Annotated in this window: 18 protein-coding genes; 11 read left to right on the top strand and 7 right to left on the bottom strand. The window is 68.4% G+C overall.

The genetic code is table 11. The features are described 5' to 3' along the window. Positions 1-36: 36 nt before the first annotated feature. Positions 37-1,671 carry an acyl-CoA synthetase gene (locus tag ACSMFO_RS28600; protein ID WP_037346774.1) on the top strand — a complete coding sequence of 545 codons (1,635 nt, stop codon included), beginning with the start codon at positions 37-39 and terminating at the stop codon, positions 1,669-1,671. Here the strand turns inward: ACSMFO_RS28600 and ACSMFO_RS28595 are convergent. After that, a complete protein-coding gene (locus ACSMFO_RS28595; RefSeq protein WP_436461169.1) occupies positions 1,668-2,618 on the bottom strand; it encodes a hypothetical protein in 951 nt (316 codons plus the stop codon). The genes ACSMFO_RS28600 and ACSMFO_RS28595 overlap by 4 nt on opposite strands. A gap of 261 nt (positions 2,619-2,879) precedes the next feature. Here ACSMFO_RS28595 and ACSMFO_RS28590 point away from each other — a divergent pair, with 261 nt between their 5' ends. The 5 genes from ACSMFO_RS28590 to ACSMFO_RS28570 all read left to right on the top strand — a co-directional run bounded on the left by ACSMFO_RS28590 (position 2,880) and on the right by ACSMFO_RS28570 (position 7,793). Next, positions 2,880-4,130, top strand: a complete 1,251-nt coding sequence (locus ACSMFO_RS28590; protein ID WP_037346775.1) for a S8 family peptidase — start codon at positions 2,880-2,882, stop codon at positions 4,128-4,130. A gap of 101 nt (positions 4,131-4,231) precedes the next feature. Continuing rightward, the gene (locus ACSMFO_RS28585; protein WP_360129270.1) at positions 4,232-4,984 is read left to right on the top strand and encodes an SDR family oxidoreductase; all 753 of its coding nucleotides are present in this window, start codon (positions 4,232-4,234) and stop codon (positions 4,982-4,984) included. Further along, the gene (locus ACSMFO_RS28580; protein WP_436461168.1) at positions 4,981-6,045 is read left to right on the top strand and encodes a phosphotransferase family protein; all 1,065 of its coding nucleotides are present in this window, start codon (positions 4,981-4,983) and stop codon (positions 6,043-6,045) included. Before ACSMFO_RS28585 ends, ACSMFO_RS28580 begins: the two co-directional genes overlap by 4 nt. Beyond that, complete coding sequence (locus ACSMFO_RS28575; RefSeq protein ID WP_063271648.1) at positions 6,046-6,702, top strand: histidine phosphatase family protein; 657 nt, start codon at positions 6,046-6,048, stop codon at positions 6,700-6,702. 173 nt (positions 6,703-6,875) lie between these two features. Further along, entirely contained in the window at positions 6,876-7,793 is a 918-nt protein-coding gene (locus ACSMFO_RS28570; RefSeq protein ID WP_038517668.1) for an SMP-30/gluconolactonase/LRE family protein, read from the top strand. Here the strand turns inward: ACSMFO_RS28570 and ACSMFO_RS28565 are convergent. Then, on the bottom strand, positions 7,785-8,255 hold the full coding sequence (locus ACSMFO_RS28565) for a VOC family protein (protein WP_038517663.1): 471 nt from the start codon (positions 8,253-8,255) through the stop codon (positions 7,785-7,787). The genes ACSMFO_RS28570 and ACSMFO_RS28565 overlap by 9 nt on opposite strands. A gap of 62 nt (positions 8,256-8,317) precedes the next feature. On the opposite strand from ACSMFO_RS28565, the gene ACSMFO_RS28560 reads away from it, so the two are divergent. Further along, positions 8,318-9,274: a helix-turn-helix transcriptional regulator gene (locus ACSMFO_RS28560; RefSeq protein ID WP_436461167.1), complete on the top strand. Its 957-nt coding sequence runs from the start codon at positions 8,318-8,320 to the stop codon at positions 9,272-9,274. Between the two features lie 9 nt (positions 9,275-9,283). Here the strand turns inward: ACSMFO_RS28560 and ACSMFO_RS28555 are convergent. After that, a protein-coding gene (locus tag ACSMFO_RS28555; protein ID WP_436461166.1) for an IS5 family transposase occupies positions 9,284-10,101 on the bottom strand; the annotation gives its coding sequence in 2 pieces (ribosomal slippage) (positions 9,284-9,753 and positions 9,753-10,101; 819 coding nt in all). A gap of 189 nt (positions 10,102-10,290) precedes the next feature. On the opposite strand from ACSMFO_RS28555, the gene ACSMFO_RS28550 reads away from it, so the two are divergent. After that, positions 10,291-11,544, top strand: a complete 1,254-nt coding sequence (locus tag ACSMFO_RS28550) for a DUF222 domain-containing protein (RefSeq protein WP_436461165.1) — start codon at positions 10,291-10,293, stop codon at positions 11,542-11,544. Between the two features lie 336 nt (positions 11,545-11,880). On the opposite strand, the gene ACSMFO_RS28545 is transcribed toward ACSMFO_RS28550, so the two are convergent. From ACSMFO_RS28545 to ACSMFO_RS28530, 4 genes are read right to left on the bottom strand one after another with little or no spacing between them, the layout of a single operon-like run. Continuing rightward, a complete protein-coding gene (locus tag ACSMFO_RS28545) occupies positions 11,881-12,708 on the bottom strand; it encodes an enoyl-CoA hydratase family protein (protein ID WP_360088877.1) in 828 nt (275 codons plus the stop codon). Next, entirely contained in the window at positions 12,705-13,397 is a 693-nt protein-coding gene (locus tag ACSMFO_RS28540) for an SDR family NAD(P)-dependent oxidoreductase (protein ID WP_436461164.1), read from the bottom strand. Before ACSMFO_RS28540 ends, ACSMFO_RS28545 begins: the two co-directional genes overlap by 4 nt. After that, entirely contained in the window at positions 13,394-14,896 is a 1,503-nt protein-coding gene (locus tag ACSMFO_RS28535; protein ID WP_436461163.1) for a benzoate-CoA ligase family protein, read from the bottom strand. Before ACSMFO_RS28535 ends, ACSMFO_RS28540 begins: the two co-directional genes overlap by 4 nt. Then, on the bottom strand, positions 14,893-15,618 hold the full coding sequence (locus ACSMFO_RS28530) for a creatininase family protein (protein WP_038517649.1): 726 nt from the start codon (positions 15,616-15,618) through the stop codon (positions 14,893-14,895). Before ACSMFO_RS28530 ends, ACSMFO_RS28535 begins: the two co-directional genes overlap by 4 nt. A gap of 48 nt (positions 15,619-15,666) precedes the next feature. Here ACSMFO_RS28530 and ACSMFO_RS28525 point away from each other — a divergent pair, with 48 nt between their 5' ends. From ACSMFO_RS28525 to ACSMFO_RS28515, 3 genes are read left to right on the top strand one after another with little or no spacing between them, the layout of a single operon-like run. Continuing rightward, positions 15,667-16,488 carry a PaaX family transcriptional regulator gene (locus ACSMFO_RS28525; protein ID WP_436461162.1) on the top strand — a complete coding sequence of 274 codons (822 nt, stop codon included), beginning with the start codon at positions 15,667-15,669 and terminating at the stop codon, positions 16,486-16,488. Continuing rightward, positions 16,485-17,267, top strand: coding sequence for a tryptophan 2,3-dioxygenase (locus tag ACSMFO_RS28520; protein WP_007033945.1), 783 nt, complete (start codon positions 16,485-16,487; stop codon positions 17,265-17,267). Before ACSMFO_RS28525 ends, ACSMFO_RS28520 begins: the two co-directional genes overlap by 4 nt. Beyond that, on the top strand, positions 17,264-18,457 hold the full coding sequence (locus ACSMFO_RS28515; RefSeq protein ID WP_436461161.1) for a kynureninase: 1,194 nt from the start codon (positions 17,264-17,266) through the stop codon (positions 18,455-18,457). The genes ACSMFO_RS28520 and ACSMFO_RS28515 overlap by 4 nt, the downstream gene beginning before the upstream one ends. The last annotated feature ends 146 nt before the right edge of the window (positions 18,458-18,603 follow it).

Raw genomic sequence — 18,603 nt, 5'->3', positions numbered from 1 at the left:
ATGGTGTCTCGCCGCAGCAGCAACGGAGGTGCCCGGATGAGAAACCCCACCGGCCTCGCCACCCTGGTGGCGGGCAAGGTGACCGAGACCGTGCGCAGCATCGACGTGATGCGGCAAGCGGGCCTGCTCCCGATCCCGCGGGTGGACGAGGGCCTGCGTTCGCTGGTCATGGTGCGGAAGTGGGGCCCGTTCGCCGGGGCGAACATGATCGCCGCCCGCCGCGACCCGACCGCGACCGGCATCATCGACGAGCTGGGGCCGCTGACCTTCAAACAGCTCGACACCCAGTCGAACGCGCTGGCCAGGGCGTGGTCCGAACGCGGCCTCGGCCCGGGTTCGGTGATCGCCGCGCTGTGCCGCGACCACCGCGGTCTCGTGCTGACGATGCTCGCCTCGGGCAAACTCGGCGCCAAGCTGCTGCTGATGAACACTGGGTTCGCCAAACCCCAGCTCGCGGACGTCGCGAAGCGTGAAGGCGTCACGGCGCTCGTGTACGACCAGGAGTTCACCGAGCTGCTGGACGCCGTCGAGGGCGACGTCGAGCATTACCTCGCCTGGGTCGATTCGGACACCGCGCGCCCGGCCGGCATCCCGGTCGTCGCCGAATTGGTCGCCAGCACCGACGACCGTCCCTGGCCCGCGCCCGCCAAACCCGGCGGATTCATCCTGCTGACCAGCGGCACCACGGGAACGCCGAAGGGCGCGCCGCGGCCGCACACCTCCGCGCTCGCCTCCGCGCAGTTCCTCGACCGCATCCCGCTGCGCACCGGCGAGGCGACCTACATGGGCGCGCCGCTGTTCCACGGCACCGGGTTGTCGCAGTTCATCCTGTCCTTCGCGCTCGGTTCGAAGGTCGTCATGCGGCGCAAGTTCGTGCCGGAGGAGACGTTGCGCGGCGTCGCGGAGAACCGCTGCACCACGCTGGTCCTCGTGCCGACGATGCTGCAGCGCATCGTCGACCTGCCCGAGGAGATCCGCGCCAAATACGACACGTCGAGCCTGCGGATCATCTTCGTGGCCGGCTCCGCGCTGTCCCCGGATCTCGGGAACCGCGCGACCGCCGCGTTCGGCGACGTCGTGCACAACCTCTACGGCTCCACCGAGGTCGCGGTCGCGACGGTCGCGACGCCCGAGGACTGGCGCAAGGCGCCGGGCACCGTCGGCCGCGCGCCGGTGGGCTGCAAAGTGGCGCTGTACGACGAAAAGGGCGGCAAGATCACCGAGCCGCATGTCACCGGCCGGGTGTTCGTCGGCAGCGGGCTGAGCTTCCAGGGCTACACCGACGGGCGCAACAAGGAGATCATCGACGGGCTGCTCTCCAGCGGCGACGTCGGCCACTTCGACGAGGACGGCCTGCTGTTCATCGACGGCCGTGACGACGAGATGATCGTCTCGGGCGGCGAGAACGTCTTCCCGATCGAGGTGGAGAACCTCCTGGTCGAACGCGAAGACGTGATCGAGGCCGCGGTCGTCGGGGTCGAGGATCCCGAATTCGGGCAGCGGCTGAAAGCGTTCGTGGTGCGGGCCGAGAAGTCGGAGCTGGACGTCGACGGCGTGCGCGAGTACGTCAAGGCGAACCTCGCCCGGTACAAGGTGCCGCGTGACGTGGAGTTCCTCGACGAGCTACCGCGCAACGCGACCGGGAAGGTGCTGCGCAACAAGCTCCACTAGTACTCCCAGTCGATGCCGAACACGCCGGGGCCGAAGTCGAGCGCGACGGCGTGGACACCGTTGCCCTGGTCCGGTTTGAGTTCCTTCCGGTCCAGCGGCGACGTGCCCTGGCGCGAATACTGCCAGCACTTCGCCGGGCTGGACTCCGGGTCGAACCGGACCTCCAGCAGGTACTCGCGCACGGGACGCCGGAACTCGCGGTAATGCGTGTTCCGGCATTCCGGGTACGGCGGCCCGGGGTTGGTCAGCGAATATTCGATCAGGTGAGTCTCGCCACGATCGATGGGCCGGTCGAAGAGCAGTTCGGCCACCGTGAGCCCGTGCTCGTCGTCGACCTCGGCACGTCCGACGTGGCAGTTGCGCAGGGTGTTCAGCACCGGCGGCCCCGCTTCCGGGTCGCCCTGGGCGTACACCAGCAGCCAGCGGTCCTGCCCGTCCGCGCCCGCCTGGAACACCGCCCGCGCGGTCACCGCGCGTTGCCCGCCGTCCTCGGCGATCTCGCACAGGTCGTGCAGGCCGACGAGTTTCAGCTGATGGTGTTGTTCGAGCGCGTTGGGCGCGCCGACCTTCTCCAGCAACGCCTGGAGCGCTTCGAGCGGGAAGGTCAGCGGCTGCTCGGTGGTGGCCCGGCTGCGGCGTGACGACGCCCCGCGCGGCCGCGGCGGCGGCAGGAGGCTGAGCAGCGATCCGGCGGGGATCGCCAGCACCTCTTCGAGCACCCGGACGGCGGACAGCGAACTCTGCCGTTCCGGCTGACGTTTGCCCGATTGCCAGTAACTCAGCGCGGTCACGCTCACCGACGCGCCGCGCGAGAGCAGCCGGGCTTGGATACGGTCGAGACTCAGGCCGCTCGTGGCGATGGCCGATCGCAACGCGGTGGCGAACGCGGTACGCGGTTGATCTTCATCGTCCGTGGTCACTCGGTCCGCCGCGCTCCCCGCCACCATATGCTGCCCGACCGCCCCCGTCTGCCGTTCCCTGACACCGCCCGGTTGATAACAACACGAATAACTTTAACAGTCTGAGGTAACGCTTCAGGGGCGCCTTCTGCCAGGCGAAAACGACTTTCCGGACGAGCGTCGTTACTCCGTATGGCCTAGTACTGGTAACTGTGAATCATTGCCCGGCCACCTGCGCACCGGCTTGCATGGCTCTCAACAACGATCATCCTCCCGGGTGATCCGCACGGCGCGGCAGGAAGGGAACCAGTGAGCAAGTCCCGGAAGAACCTGAAGTCCCGAAAGACCCGTAGCGGCCTCGTGGCGGGAGTCGCCCTCGCCGGTGTGACCGCGGCGGTCGCCACGTTCGGCGCGGGTGCGGCCAATGCCGACCAGCAGGGCGAGATCCGCGGCGCGGGTGCGGCCAACGCGGTCGGCGGCAGCTACATCGTCGTCCTCAAGCCCACCGCGGTCGGCCAGGGCGTCGCCGCGGCGAGCGAGATCACCGCGAACGTGGCCGCCAAGGCACAGGGCCTCACCGGTCAGTACGGCACCACGCTGTCCCGCACCTTCGGCTCGGCGCTGAACGGCTTCTCGATCAAGGCCGACGAGGCCGCCGCGAAGCGTCTGGCCGCCGACCCGCAGGTCGCCTACGTCGTCCAGAACAAGACGTTCAAGATCAGCGAGACCCAGGACAACCCGCCCTCGTGGGGTCTGGACCGGGTCGACCAGGCGGACCTTCCGCTCGACAACAAGTACACCTACCCGGTGAAGGCCGACAACGTCACCGCCTACGTCATCGACACCGGTGTCCGCGGCTCGCACAAGGACTTCGGTGACCGCGCCACCGGCGGCAAGGACTTCGTCGACAACGACGACACCCCCAATGACGAGCACGGCCACGGCACGCACGTCGCCGGCACCATCGGCGGCACGGACCACGGTCTGGCCAAGGGCGTGAAGATCGTCGGCGTCCGCGTGCTGGACGCCAACGGCAGCGGCACCACCGAGGGTGTCGTCGCCGGTGTCGACTGGGTCGCGGCGAACGCCAAGGGCCCGTCGGTCGCCAACATGAGCCTGGGCGGCGGCGCGGACGACGCCCTGGACGCGGCGGTCAAGGGTGCCATCGACAAGGGCGTGACCTTCGCGCTCGCGGCGGGCAACGAGTCCTCCGACGCCGGCACCACCTCCCCGGCCAGGGTCAAGGAGGCCATCACGGTGGCCGCCAGCGACAAGACCGACAAGCAGGCCAGCTTCTCGAACTACGGTTCGGTCGTCGACCTGTACGCGCCGGGTGTCGACATCACCTCCACGTGGGGCACCGGTGACGACGCCACCAACACCATCAGCGGTACCTCGATGGCCGCGCCGCACGTCGCCGGTGCCGCCGCGCTGTACCTCTCGGCGCACCCTGACGCCACCCCGGCCCAGGTCGCCGAAGGTCTCGTCGCCGCCGCCGCGGACGGCAAGATCAGCAACCCGACCGGTGGAACGGCGAACAAGCTGCTCCAGGTCAAGTAAGACCCTTGCGGACAGGCTGCCCCCGGCGAACTCCAGGCGCCGGGGGCAGCCCCCTGTCCAAGGGGCTCCCAGACTTGTTACCAACGGGTAAGCTCCTGCCCATGGTCCTGCGGAAGAACATCCTGATCACCGGGGCGAGCTCCGGACTCGGCGAAGGAATGGCCAGGCAGTACGCCGCGAGAGGCCGCAACCTGGCGTTGGCCGCCCGCCGTGTCGACCGGCTCGAAACCCTCGCCGCGGAGCTCAAGAAGGCGTACCCCGGCATCACCGTGGTCACCCGGAAGCTCGACGTGAACGACCACGACCAGGTCTTCGCCGTCTTCGAGGAGTTCCGCGAGGAGCTCGGCTCCCTCGATCGCGTGATCGTGAACGCGGGACTCGGCAAGGGGCAGCGGATCGGCACCGGCCGCTTCGACGCGAACCGCGAGACCCTTCAGACGAACTTCCTCGCCGCGGCCGCCCAGATCGAGGCCGCCGTCGGCATCTTCCGCAAGCAGAAGGACGGCCATCTCGTGGTCGTGTCCTCGTTCCTCGCGCTTCGCGGTGTGCCCGGCAACGCCACCGCGTACGCCGCCTCGAAGGCGGGTATCTCGGCGTTCGCCGAGGGAACCCGGATCGAGCTGCTGAAGACCCCGATCAAGGTCACCACGCTGCACCCCGGGTTCATCGAATCGGAGATGAACGAAGACATCTCGAAGCTTCCGGGCGCCGTCAGGGCGGAGCCGGGCGCGCAGGCGCTCGTGAAGGCGATCGAATCCGAGACGGCGAAGGCGTTCGTGCCGACGTGGCCGTGGAGCGTGCTTTCGAAGCTCTTCCCGTTCGTCCCGGCGTCGATGCTGAAGAAGTTCGGATGACCTTGGCCGCGGACAAGACCGTCGAGGTACGCGGAGAGGACTCGTTCGACCCGGCCGCGGTGCACGCCTGGCTGGCCGCGCGGGTGCCCGGGCTCGGCGATGCGCCGCCCGGGGTCCGCCAGTTCCCCGGTGGCGCCTCGAACCTCACGTACCTGCTGACCTATCCGGATCGCGAGCTGATCCTGCGGCGTCCGCCGGTCGGGCACAAGGCCGCATCCGCGCACGACATGCGCCGCGAGTTCCGGGTCCAGCAGGCGTTGCGGCCGGTCTTCCCTTACGTGCCCGAGGTTCTCGCCTTCTGCGACGACGAAACCGTGCTCGGCGGCGACTTCTACGTGATGGAGCGGCTCGAAGGCCTGATCCTGCGCGGAGATCTGCCCGCCGGTTTCGACCTGCCGCCCGAGAGCGCGCGCGAACTGTGCGGCAAGGTCGTCGACCGGCTCGTCGAGCTGCACGCCGTCGACGTCGAGGCCGCCGGGCTGGCCGACCTCGGCAAGGGCGCCGGCTACGTCGAGCGTCAGGTGCGCGGCTGGTCGGAGCGATTCCTCAAGGCCCGCACGGAGAACGTCCCGGACTGCGCCGAGGTGATGGCGTGGCTGAAGGAGAACCAGCCGCCCGAGGTCAAGATCTGCCTGATCCACAACGACTACCGGCTCGACAACCTGGTGCTCGACGACGATCTCGGCATCGTCGGCGTGCTCGACTGGGAGATGGCCACCCTCGGCGATCCGCTGATGGAACTGGGCAGCACCCTGGCGTACTGGGTGCAGGACGACGATGACGACGTCATGAAGCTCAGCCGTCGTCAGCCGACGCACCTGCCGGGGATGTACACGCGCGAGGAATTCGTGCGACGGTACGCGGAGCGGTCCGGTCTCGAAATCGGCGACTGGACGTTTTACGAGGTGTACGGCCTGTTCCGGCTCGCGGTGGTGATCCAGCAGATCTACTACCGCTACCACGCGGGACAGACGACCAATCCGGCGCTGAAGGACCTCTGGCAGTTCGTCGGCTACCTCGACGGCCGCTGCCGCCGGATCATCGGAGGAGGAACCGCGTAGATGGGCGCGATCTATCTGGTCCGGCACGGGCAGGCGTCGTTCGGCGCGGAGAACTACGACCAGCTCTCGCCGCGCGGTTTCGAACAGTCCACTGTGGTCGGTGAGGAACTGCTCCGTCGAGGTGTCGAATTCACCCAGGCGCGGGCGGGTTCCCTTGCCCGCCAACGGGACACCGCCGCGACGGCGTTGAAGGTGCTCGGCTCCGGCATCGCCGTCGTCGAGGACGAGCGCTGGAACGAGTACGACCACGTCGACATCGCGAAGTATCACGCCGCCGGTGTCCAGCAGACCGACTCGCGGGCGTATCAGGCCGCTTTGGACGGTGCCCTGAACGCGTGGGTGTCGGCAGGGGATTCGAGTCCGTGTGCCGAAACCTGGCCCCGGTTCCTGGAGCGGGTCAAGGGCGCGCTGGCCGATGTCGTGGCGTCGCTGGGCAAGGGTGAGCACGCCGTCGTCTTCAGCTCCGGTGGTGTGATCGCGACGGTCTGCGGCGCGCTCATGGGCACGCCGGAGGCGGGGCTGCTGAAACTGAACCGGGTCACCGTGAACGCGGGCATCACCAAACTGGTGTCCGGACGCGGTGGGGTGACCCTGTTGTCGTTCAACGAACATCCGCATTTCGAGGCGGAAGCCGCACAACTGCTCACTTATCGCTAGTGTCGCGCACCGGAATGCGGCACACGATTCGGCGGCCCAGCTTCCCGCTGGCGGCATTGCCGGTCCGCCCGAGTACAACCCGGTACGAGGACGAACCGGCAACACCGCCAGCGGAAACCTGGATCCACCGACTCATGCACCGCATTCCGGTGCGCGACACTAGGAGACACGCGATGGCGTTCGGCGAGGTCACGGTCATCCCGGTCAACGGGCACGGTCCCGAGGACGTCGTGGTCGACGACCAGGGGCGGATCTACACCGGCGTCGACGACGGGCGGATCCTGCGCGTCACGCCGGACGGCAAGCGGATCGACGTCCTCGGCGACACCGGCGGCCGTCCGCTGGGCCTGGAGTTCTACGGCGAAGACCTCCTGATCTGCGACGCCAAGGCCGGTCTGCTCACCATGCCGCTCGCGGGCGGCCCGGTCACCACGCTGGCGACTTCGGCGGTGGGGCTCGACTTCGTGTTCTGCAACAACGCCGCCGTCGCCTCCGACGGCACGGTGTACTTCACCGACTCGTCGCGCCGCTTCGGCATCGAGAAATGGCGCGACGACCTGATCGAGCAGACCGGCGGCGGACGGCTCCTGCGGCGCACACCGGACGGGAAGATCGAGCAGCTCGCGGACGGTTTCCAGTTCGCCAACGGTGTCGCGCTGCCGCCCGACGAGTCCTATGTGGCCGTCGCCGAGACCGGCGCCTACCGGGTCGCGCGCGTATGGCTCACGGGCGACAAGGCGGGCACGCGGGACTACCTCGTCGACGATCTGTGGGGTTATCCCGACAACATCTCGACCGGCAGCGACGGGCTGATCTGGATCACCGTGGCGAGCCCGAAGGTTCCCGCGCTTTCCTTGGTGCAGAAGCTCCCCGCGCCGCTGCGGGCCGGTGTCCGGGCGTTGCCGACGGCCCTCCAGCCCGCACCCGCGCGGGAATGCGGGGTGCGGGGCGTGACTCCGGACGGGAAGCTCGTCCACGAACTGCGCGGGGAGATCGACGGGTTCCACGTGCTCGTCGGCGTCCGCGAGCGGGCCGGGACCCTCTACTTCGGATCCCTGGAGGACAACGCGATCGCGGTGACGTCAGTCTAGGCAGAACTCGTTGCCCTCGGGGTCGTTCATCACGATGAAGCCGAGGCTCAACGGCTGCTCGGGCTCGAAACGCTTCACTCGCGTCGCGCCCAGGGCGACGAGACGGTCGCATTCGGCTTCGAGCGCCGCCATGCGCTCGTCTCCCTGCAGGCCGGGAGCGGCGCGGATGTCGAGGTGGACGCGGTTCTTCGCGATCTTGTCCTCCGGGACCTGCTGGAAGAAGATCCTGGGCCCTTCGCCCGCCGGGTCTTCGAGGGCCGAGCGGCTATTGCGCTGCTCCACGGGCATACCGACACGCTCGAGGAACTCGTCCCACGCGTCCAGCGGGTCGGTGCCCTCGGGCACCTCGACCCCGGGAGGGCCGGGGTGGACGTAGCCCAGGGCGTCGCGCCAGAAGGTGGACAGGGCTTTCGGGTCGAGGGCGTCGAAGCTGACCTGGAATTCGCGGCTCTTGCGGTTCATGGGAGAAGTCTGACACGCCTAGCGGACAGGATCGGTCCGCTATCTCTGGCACAGTGGGTGACATGGAGGACGAGCGCGGGACGACCGAACGGGTGCTCACCCTGCTCGGGCTGTTGCAGCAGCGCGCCGTGTGGACCGGCCCGGAGCTGGGGGAACGGCTCGGTGTCACGCCGCGCACGATCCGGCGGGACGTCGAGCGGCTGCGCGCGCTCGGTTACCCGGTGCAGGCGAGCAACGGCGTCGGCGGGGGCTACCAGCTCGGGCCAGGGCACGACATGCCGCCGTTGCTGCTGGACGACGAGGAGGCGATCGCCACCGCGGTCTCGCTGCTCGCCGGCGCGGGCAGCGGGGAAGCCGCGTTGCGGGCGCTGACGAAACTCGACCGGGTGCTGCCGACCAGACTGCGGCGCGAAGTGAGCGCGCTGTCCGGCTCCGTGGTCGCCTTCGACGGAAGCCGCGCGCCGATCGACCCCGACGTGCTCATGACCCTGGCCCGCGCTTGCCGCGACGAGGTCGAAGCGGCCTTCGAGTATCCGTCTTCGGGTTCTGTGCCGCGGCGGGTCGAGCCGTACCGTCTGGTGGCCTCGGGGCGGCGCTGGTATCTGCTCGCCTACGACCTCGACCGCGACGACTGGCGCACCTTCCGCGTCGACAAGATGACCGAGGTTTCCGCGCGATCGTGGCGTTTCCGCCCGCGCGAGGCGCCCGACGCGGCGGCGTACGTGCAGGAGAACATCGCCAGCCGCGTCTACCGGCACCAGGCGCGATTCCTGGTCCACGCGCCCGCTCCGGTCGTGCGTTCGCAGATCCCGGCGTCGGCCGCCGTGGTGCGGGAACGGGGACGTTCGCGGTGCGAGGTGCTGAGCGGGGCCGGGGATCTCGATTTCCTGCTGATGCATGTGGTGGTGCTGGGGCACGCTTTCGAGGTGATCGAGCCGGTGGAATTGGGGGAGCGGTGCCGGGTTCTGGCCGATCGGTTGCTGGGCGCCGCGGGTCACCTTTCGCATTTAGCCGACTAAGGGCTTGTCTCATGTGGTGTGTTTGCGGAGTTTCTTGTGGCAGGTGAGTGCTGCGGCGAGGAGGAGGAAGGCGAGGAAGTGTTCGGCTTTGCGTTCGTAGCGCAGGGTCAGGCGGCGGTATCCGGTGAACCAGGCCATGGTCCGCTCGATGACCCAGCGGTGTTTGCCGAGCTTGCCGGTGGATTCGATTCCTCTGCGGGCGATGCGGACCTTGATGCCGCGGCGGGCGACCCAGGCTCGGAGGTCGGGTTGGTCGTAGGCCTTGTCGGCGTGCAGTTTGGCGGGCTTGCGCCGCCGCGGGCCGCGCCGGGATTTGATCGCCGGCACCGCCATGACCAGCGGTTTGAGCGCACAGCTGTCGTGGGTGTTGGCCGCGGAGATCGCGACGGTCAGCGGGAGCCCGTCGCGGTCGGACAGGGCGTGGATTTTCGAGCCGGGTTTGCCGCGGTCCACCGGGCTGGGTCCGGTCATGGATCCCCTTTTTTCGCGCGCACGCTTGCTCCGTCGACGATCGCGCGCGACCAGTCGATCAGGTCACGGCCACCGAGTTCGTCCAGAACCGCGTGATGCAACCGCCGCCACAGACCAGCTTCGGTCCACTGGCCGAAGCGACGGTGCGCGGTCTGGAACGGCACCCCGAACGACGGCGGCACATCCCGCCAAGCACACCCGCTGCTCAGCACATACACAATCGCCGTGAACACCGCGCGAGCGTCCAGCGGCGCCGTACCACCGCCCTGCGGGCGCGGCTCGAACACCGGAATCAACGGCTCCGCCAATTCCCAGAGCTCATCCGGCACCAGCCGCAGCGACAACCGATCCACCACGACCAAGATCATCGCTTACGGGCAACCGATCACCACGTAAGACACGCTCTTAGTCGACTAAGTGCGTGAAGTGCGTTCGCGAGATGATTCGGGGTCGGCGGCCGTTTCACTCTTCAGTGTTGTTCGTGCGATTTGCTGGTTGCTTAAAATTACGAACACGTGTTCGATTTCTTCGGGTATTATGGAGTCGTGTCCGAGACCTTCCTCCCCGAGTTGCCGCAAGAACTGTGGCGCGCTGGCAAGCTGGAGCTTGCCCATGGCGTGCAGCACGCTTTGCAGGTTATCCGGATCGCGACCGCCTGTCTGGGGCAGTTCCTGGCGGAGATCGAGTCTCGTGGCGCCAAAGACTTGTATGGGCATGGGAGCACGGCGAGCTGGCTCGCCGAGATCGCGGGGCTGTCACGTGGTGAGGCGGGTCCGATCGTGAAGCGGGCGATCGCGTTGAACCCGACGCGTGCGTTGGATGGCACTGAGGTTCCGCCGGTCGCGCCCGCGACTGCCGCGGTCGCCGCTCAGGGGTTGGTCGGGGATGAGCGGATCGATCAGATCCTGGAGATCTTGAAGAACCTCCCGGCCGACATTTCGGCGGAGGAGCGGGCGGGTGCGGAGCAGATCCTCGCCAATCTCGCCCCGAACGCCGGTCCCCGCCAACTCGCCAAGGCCGAAGCGAACCTGCAAGGCTTGCTGAATCCCGACGGCAAGGAACCCAAAGATCCTGAGCCGAAGGAACCACGCCGCGAGATCACCCTGGAGCGGCGCAAAGACGGCTTCTGGAAACTCACTGGCCTCCTCGATGACGAGACCGGGGCCCGCACCGCGGCCGCGTTGGAAGCGCATGCCCAGCCACGCCCGGTGGATGAGTTCGGTCAGGCGGATCTGCGGATGAAGTGCGAACGCATGGGAGACGCCTGGGCCGAACTGCTCGATCTGGCCATCGCCTGCCCCGACCAGCCCGGTACCAGTGGCTACCGCACCTTGGTGCATGTCACCATCGGGCTGGAGGAACTCAAATCCGGCCTCGGCACCGCCTGCCTGGACTTCGTCGGGACGATGACCGCTCGGGAAGCCCGGCTCGCCGCCTGCGATTGCCTGATGGTGCCGGTTGTGATGGGCGCGTCGGGTGAGCCGCTGGATATGGGGCGCCTGAGACGGTTCGTCACCCCAGGCCAGAGACGCGCGTTGAACATCCGCGACGGTGGCTGCGCCTTCCCCGGGTGTCATCGGAAACCGAAGAACTGCCACGCTCATCACATTCATCATTGGGCAGACGGCGGGCCGACGGATCTTCGGAATCTCGTGTTGCTCTGCGGCTTCCATCATCGGCTGATTCACCACGGTGACTGGGAAGTACGCATGGCGGCCGACGGGTTACCGGAATTCATCCCACCCCAATACCGAGATCCGCCCCGAAAACCCCGCCGTAACACCCTGCATCACGTCTGAACCCCGAGGAGCCCGTTAGCCATCCAGGCGACGGGCCCCTCGGCATGCCCATGTGGGTGATGTCCCAAGATCCACACAGTCCATCGCTCGCCCGACCGAGAACCTCAGGACCCGCCACTCGGCGACGAAGCCCTCCGTATCCGCGACTGAGGGCCTGCGCCTTCCCAGATTCAGCGACGACCGAAGCACTCCCTAACGGACGATCATCACGACTGGCCCGATCACGCACGACTGTGTGGATTTCAGGTCATCCAACGCACTAAAATCCACACAGTCCATCGTCACCAGGCCGGTCACGACCGACCGGCGCCAGCCCCGACGGTCACCGAAAAGACCTCACCGACCAGTCCACTGAGGAGAACGCCCAGCCGTCCACGCCGCATAGAACTCCCCATGATCCTTCGCCGTCATCAGCAAAGCCTGCGTGATCGCCTCCAGCTCGATGGAACTCCCCAGATCCATATCGAGCTCGCGCGTCAACAGAACCTTCGTCGTGCTGTAAGCCAAAGCCGGCCCATCGGCAAGACGCCGCGCCAACGCCAAAGCCTCCGAAGCCAGTGAATCGTCGGGCACCACCTTCGAAGCCAGCCCGATGGTCTCGGCCCGGGCAGCGTCGATCTTGTCGCCCAGCATCAGCAGTTCCGTCGCCCGGCCGAGCCCGACCAGCCGCGGCAGCAGGTACGCCGAGCCCATGTCCGCGCCGGCCAGTCCGACCTTCGTGAACAGGAAGGCGAACTTCGCCGACGACGCCAGCAGTCGGAAGTCGCTCGCCAGCGCGATCACCGAGCCAGCGCCCGCGGCGACACCGTTCACCGCGGCGATCACCGGGATGGGGCATTCCCGCAGCGCCTTCACCACCGCGCCGGTCATCCGCGTGAACTCCAGCAGTTCCGCGGACTCCATCTTCTGCAGTTCGCCGATGATCTCTTCGACGTCGCCGCCGGAGCAGAAACCCCGCCCCTGCCCGGTGATGACCAGCACCCGGACGTCGCCGCGATGCGGCAATTCGGCCAGCAGGTCGCGCAGGTCGGCGTAGCTGTCGAAGGTGAGCGCGTTCAGTTTGTCGGGGCGGTTCAAGGTGACCGTGGCGACGCCGTCGTCCACGGTGAACTCGAAGTGCTCCCAGTCCGTCGTGATCGGCGGCGTGGCGCGGAACGGGCTCATGACTGGATCCCACCTCCATCGAGGACGAGTGTCTGTCCGTTGATCGCGGCGGCTTCGGGCGCCGCGAAGAAGGTCACCGCGTGAGCGACCTCGTCGGGTTCGAGCAGGCGGCCGAGCGGTGACGCGGCGGCGAGGGCGGCTTCCGCGCCGGCTTCGTCGCGGCCGGTCCGTTCCTGGATCCGGGCGACGGAGGCGGCCGTCATGTCCGTGCGCACGAAGGCCGGGCAGACGGCGTTCGCGGTGACGCCGGTGCCCGCCAGTTCCGCGGCGGCCGCCCGCATCAGGCCGACGGCGGCGTGCTTCGAGGCCGTGTAGCCGGCCGTGTAGCGGTAGCCGATATGCGACGCCGTCGAGGCGACGGTGACGATCCGGCCGGTGTCGCGCGACCGCATGCCGGGCAGGACCGCCCGTGTACACAGGAAAGCGCCGGTCGCGTTGACTTCGAACTGGGTCCGCCACTGCTCCAGCGAGGTCTTCGCCAGCGGGGCGCTCGCCGAGATCCCGGCGTTGTTCACCAGCACGTCCACCGGCCCGAGACCGTCGAAGTACCGCGCGACGGCGTCTTCGTCGGTGACGTCGCAGTCGGCCCGGCCGGGGGCGTGCACCTTGTCGCCGGCGGCCCGGAACCGGGCGGCGATGGCCGCGCCGATCCCGCGGGTCCCGCCGGTGACGACGACGATCCTGCTCACTCTGCCTCCACCCGGCGCAGCGCGCGCCGATCGAGTTTTCCGTTGGCGGTGCGGGGGAGTTCGGTCACGAACACCACCTCGCGCGGATACTTGTGCTTCGCCAGCTGGGCCCGCGCGTGATCCTTGAGTTCTCCGGCCGTGGCGGAAGCGCCCTCCGCCAGGACGACGCACGCCCGCGGGACGACGAGGCCGTCGACGGTCACCCCCAGCACCGCGCAGTCGACGACGGCGGGATGACCGATGAGGCAGTCTTCGATCTCGCTCGGCGCGACGAACACGCCGGACACCTTCAGCAGGTCGTCGGCGCGGCCGTGGTGGTGGAAGTATCCGTCGGTGTCGCGGCTGAACAGATCGCCGGTGCGCAGGGTGTCGCCGTCGAATGTCCGCGCCGTTTTCTCGGCGTCGCCGTAGTACTCGCGCGCGATGGTCGGGCCGGTCACCTCCAGGGTGCCGATCTCCCCGTCCGGCAACGGATCGCCGCTCTCGTCCAGCACGCGGGCGGTGTAGCCGGGGACCTCGCGGCCGAGGCTGCCGACCCGCTGCGCGCCGGGCACGTTGGACAGATAGATGTGGTACGCCTCCGACGAGCCGATCCCGTCGATCACCGGGACACCGAACAGGTTGTCCCACTTGCGATGCAGCTCCGACGGCAAGGCCTCACCCGCCGACGTCGCGAGCCGTAGCGAGCTCATGTCCACTCCTGCCGCCGCCGGATGGGCGATCATCGCGCTCATCATGGTCGGCACGTTGACCAGGATCGTCGGCCGGTAGCGCTCGATCAGCGAGAACAGCAGGTCGGTGGTGCTGCGTTGCGGGAACACGATCCCGGACGCGCCCACGCCGAACGGGAACAACGCGGTCAGATCGCGCGCGTAGCCGAAGAACAGCTTCGGCACGGCCAGTACGCGGTCGTCCTCGCGGAGTCCGAGCACGCCGAGCGCGTACCGGTCGAAGCTTTCCAGCGCGCTGCGCGCCGGGTGCACGCACGCCTTGGGCGCGCCGGTGCTGCCGGTGGTGAACTTCCAGATCGCGACGTCGTCGAGCGTGGTCGGCGCGGCTTCCAGTTCGGCCGGCGCCGACGCGATCAGCGCGGAGAACGAGTGTTCGCCGGGCAGCAACTCCACATCGCCGACGACCAGCAGGTTCCGTGCCCCGGCTTCGCGCAACGCGGGCAGCGTCGAGGCGTCCGCGATGACGACGACGGCCTCCGTGTAGCCGAGGTAGTACGCGTAATCCTTGGGCTGCAGAAAAGAATAGACCTCGGCGGTGACCGCGCCGATCTTCTGTGCCGCGTACCAGACGGCCACGAACTCGACGCTGTCGTTGAGCGCCAGCAGAACCCGCTGTCCACTTCGGACACCGAGTTCGCGCAGCACGTTCCCGGCCCGGTTCACCAATGCGCCGAGCCGCGCGTACGTGACTTCCTCGTCGCCGCACAGCAACGCCGTCCGCTGCCCGGGGAGGCGGTCGACGAAATGGGTCGCCAGATTGAAGGTCATACGAGCTCCCGGATCGCTTCGACCAGGATGTCGGTGAGTACCGAGAAGGTCTTCTCGCCTTCCTCGGCGGTCGCCTGGGCGGGGGTGCCGCAGTAGGCCTCGGTCATCCCGGCCGAGGCGAAGTCTGTGACCCCGCCGCGCGCCAGGTCGACGTGGACCGCGGGCAGTCCGCGCTGGACGGCGGCGTCCACGAGATCCGGCCGGTCGGCCAGCACCAGCGACGTCTCGTACTGCCCGGCATGGCATTCACCCGAGCGGAACTCGTCGGTGAGCCGCGCGGCGTACCGGCGGCGGACGAGGTCGACGAAGCCGACGTCCGCCGTCTCCGCCACCCGCCGCAGTACGGCGAGATGCGCCGGCTCGAAATGGTTGTTGACCAGCAGGATCCGGGTGAGCCCCTGCTCGGTGAGCGCGCCGCAGATCTCGGTCAGCAGCGCGTACAGGGTCTCTTCGCCGATCGAGACACCGCCCGCGAACCCGGCGGCGAACCGCGTCACCCCGTACGGCACCTCGGGCAGGATCAGCACGCGCAAACCGGGATCGCCGGCCAGCCTCGCGGCGGCACGTTCGCACATCCCGCGTGAGATCAGGGGATCGGTGCCCAGCGGCGCGTGCGGCCCGTGCGGCTCGACGGCGCCCACCGGGAGCAGCAGCACGGGAACGCGCGCGTCGGACGCGAGCGCGGCCACCTGACGCGAGCTCAACTCCGCGAAGTACGTCACTCGAATCAAGCTACACCGCAGCGGCCTGAGGTGTATAGAGTTGCGCTCATGCCCGAATCGGCCCCGCCCCACGGCGACCCAGGTCCCCAGGAGCTGGTGATGACCCTGCTCGGCACCTACGTGTCGCCGCGCGAGAGCCGCCGTGTCTGGTCCGGCGGCCTGGTCGGGGTGCTCGCCGGGCTCGGCTTCTCCGACGGCGCCGCGCGGATCGCGCTGGCCAGGCTCGCCCGCCGCGACCTGCTCGCGAGGCACAAGGCGGGCAGGCTCGTCCACTACTCGCTGACCCGCCGCACGATCGCGCTGCTGGAGGACGGCGACCGCCGGATCTTCTCCCTCGGCAGACGCGACCGCGAGGCCGGGCAGTGGACCGTGCTGTGGCAGAGCATCCCGGAGAGCCGCCGCCAGGCCAGGGAGCGGCTGGTGCGACGGCTGCGCTTCCTCGGTTTCGGCCCGGTCCAGGACGGCACCTGGATCGCCCCGCACGACCGCGAGGCCGAGGTGCTCGCCCTCCTGGCCGAACTGGACGTCGCCGAACACGCCGGGCTGATGCTCGGGAAGCCGTCGGCCGGGCTCGACGTCCGGCGGTTCGCCGCGCGGGCATGGAACCTCGACGGCCTCGCCGCGCGTTACGACGCGTTCGTCCGGGATTTCGGCGGATATTCAGGCGACCTGCCTGACGCCGAGGCGTTCGGAGTCCGAACCTGGCTGACGCATACGTTCCGCGCCTTCCCGTCACTCGATCCGGAGCTCCCGGTCGGGCTGGTGCCCGCTCCGCCGAGCCGGGCGGCCGCGGTCGAGTTGTTCCACGATCTCTATCAGGCGCTGGCCCCGGCGGCGCAACGCCATTTCGACGAGGTGACAGAAAAATGAACGACACTCAGGCCGCATTGAGTTACACGTCCTACCTTTCGCTGGACGAATTGCTGGACGCGCAGCATCCGAGGTCCGACGAGCACGACGAATTGCTCTTCATCGTGATCCACCAAGTGTATGAACTTTGGTTCAAACAAGTTCTCCACGAGGCGCTTTACCTGCAGGAGCAACTCGAAGCGGGTAACACCGCTCACGCCGTCCGCACTTTGCGGCGAATCCTGACTATCTTCAAGGTGGTGGTCGCGCAGATCGATGTGCTCGAGACGATGACTCCGAGCCAGTTCACCAGTTTCCGTGCGCGACTCGACGCGTCGAGCGGGTTCCAGTCTGCTCAGTTCCGTGTCCTGGAGGCCGTCCTCGGCCGCCGGGACGAGCGGGTGTTCGCGCATTACCCCGAAGGCGGTGAACAGCGCGCCCAGATCGCGGACGCGATGTCACGGCCGTCGCTCTTCGACTCCTTCGTCACCTACCTGGCGGTGAAGGGGTACGACGTCCCGACCGGGCGCGATGTCACCAAGCCACTCGAACCCTCTCCGGCGCTCCAAGAGGTTCTGTTGCGGGTCTACCGCGACGACACCGGGCCGTCCGTCGTGGCGGAGCACCTGGTCGATCTGGACGAAGGGATGCAGGAGTGGCGGTATCGGCACGTGAAGATGGTCGAGCGCACCATCGGAGACAAGACCGGGACGGGGGGTTCGTCGGGCGCGCACTATCTGCGTACGACGCTTTTCTCCCCGATGTTCCCGGATCTCTGGGCGGTGCGGAGCAGGCTTTGACGAACCTCGACGAACTCCGCCGCGATCCCAACGCGCTCGCGGAGCACTACCAGGCGTTCGGTGTGGCGGACCGGATCCTGTTGACCGGGCACTCGCATCAGGCGTGGCCGGACGTCGCGCGGGAAGGTCTTCTGGAGGCCTTCGCCGACGCGGCCGAAGAGGTCGACACGAAATGGGACCGGGCCTTCGCGAAGGCCGACGAGATGCGCGCTGGGTTCCGGGCGCTGCTCGGTGACCCGCACGGCGGTATCGCGCTCGGCGCCAGTACCCACGATCTGGTGATCCGGTTCCTCTCGGCGATGGACCTGCCTCGCCGTCCGCGCCTGGTCACCACCGACGGCGAGTTCCACACCCTGCGCCGTCAGCTGGGCAGGCTGGCGGAGGAAGGCGTCGAGGTGGTCCGCGTCCCCGCGGCGCCGGTCGCCACGCTGGCCGAACGCGTCGCGGCCGAGGTCACCGAAGACACCGCCGCCGTGCTTGTCTCGGCCGTGCTGTTCGAGACCTCCCGGCTCGTGCCGGGGCTCGCGCATCTCGCCGACGTCTGCCTTTCGAAGTCGGTGAACCTCGTCGTCGACGCCTACCACGCGCTCGGCGTCGTCCCGTTCTCGCTGCACGACCTCGGGCTCACCAACGCCTGGGTGCTCGGCGGCGGCTACAAGTACCTCCAGCTCGGCGAGGGCAACTGCTTCCTGCGGATGCCCGCGCACGCGCAGGAACTGCGGCCGGTCGTCACCGGCTGGTACGCCGAGTTCGGCGCGCTCGCGGACGAGCGCCGGCCCGGCCAGATCGCCTATGCCGCCGGATCGGACAGGTTCGCCGGAGCGACCTACGACCCGACGAGCCACTACCGGGGCGCTCGCGTCTTCCGGTTCTTCGCCGAGCACGGGCTCACGCCCGAGTTCCTGCGGGAGGTTTCGCGGCACCAGGTGGGCTTCCTCGCCGAGGGCTTCGACAAGCTCGGGCTGCCCGAGGACGTCATCACCCGTGACCGGGAGACGCCGCTCGACCGCGTCGGCGGCTTCCTGTCGCTGAAATGCGCCGACGCCGGAGCGCTGCAGACCGCCCTCGCCGAACGCGGCGTCCGGACCGACAGCCGCGGCGCGTATCTGCGGTTCGGACCGGCGCCGTATCTGTCCGACCGGCAGCTCGATTCCGCGCTCCGTGTCCTTCAAGAGGTCGTCGACGGCTGAGACACCTCGGCCCCGGCTTGGCGAACGGACCGGGGCGATCTAGGTTTGCGATGTGGCACCGTCGCCGCCGGACGACCTTCGTCGGGGACTGTGCCTTGTTGCAGGAACTTCGCACGTGAGCCACAAGCAGCGTGCACTCCAGGACA

Source organism: Amycolatopsis sp. w19 (assembly GCF_051373225.1).
Taxonomy (GTDB): domain Bacteria; phylum Actinomycetota; class Actinomycetes; order Mycobacteriales; family Pseudonocardiaceae; genus Amycolatopsis; species Amycolatopsis japonica.
This window is presented reverse-complemented; position numbering and strand designations above follow the sequence as displayed.

Coding starts and splice junctions, on each gene's coding strand:
- ACSMFO_RS28545 (WP_360088877.1), bottom strand. CDS start 12,708: ATGAGCCCGTTCCGCGCCACGCCGCCGATCACGACGGACTGGGAGCAC.
- ACSMFO_RS28535 (WP_436461163.1), bottom strand. CDS start 14,896: ATGACCTTCAATCTGGCGACCCATTTCGTCGACCGCCTCCCCGGGCAG.
- ACSMFO_RS28575 (WP_063271648.1), top strand. CDS start 6,046: ATGGGCGCGATCTATCTGGTCCGGCACGGGCAGGCGTCGTTCGGCGCG.
- ACSMFO_RS28580 (WP_436461168.1), top strand. CDS start 4,981: ATGACCTTGGCCGCGGACAAGACCGTCGAGGTACGCGGAGAGGACTCG.
- ACSMFO_RS28560 (WP_436461167.1), top strand. CDS start 8,318: ATGGAGGACGAGCGCGGGACGACCGAACGGGTGCTCACCCTGCTCGGG.
- ACSMFO_RS28520 (WP_007033945.1), top strand. CDS start 16,485: ATGAACGACACTCAGGCCGCATTGAGTTACACGTCCTACCTTTCGCTG.
- ACSMFO_RS28565 (WP_038517663.1), bottom strand. CDS start 8,255: ATGAACCGCAAGAGCCGCGAATTCCAGGTCAGCTTCGACGCCCTCGAC.
- ACSMFO_RS28525 (WP_436461162.1), top strand. CDS start 15,667: ATGCCCGAATCGGCCCCGCCCCACGGCGACCCAGGTCCCCAGGAGCTG.
- ACSMFO_RS28595 (WP_436461169.1), bottom strand. CDS start 2,618: ATGGTGGCGGGGAGCGCGGCGGACCGAGTGACCACGGACGATGAAGAT.
- ACSMFO_RS28585 (WP_360129270.1), top strand. CDS start 4,232: ATGGTCCTGCGGAAGAACATCCTGATCACCGGGGCGAGCTCCGGACTC.
- ACSMFO_RS28570 (WP_038517668.1), top strand. CDS start 6,876: ATGGCGTTCGGCGAGGTCACGGTCATCCCGGTCAACGGGCACGGTCCC.
- ACSMFO_RS28600 (WP_037346774.1), top strand. CDS start 37: ATGAGAAACCCCACCGGCCTCGCCACCCTGGTGGCGGGCAAGGTGACC.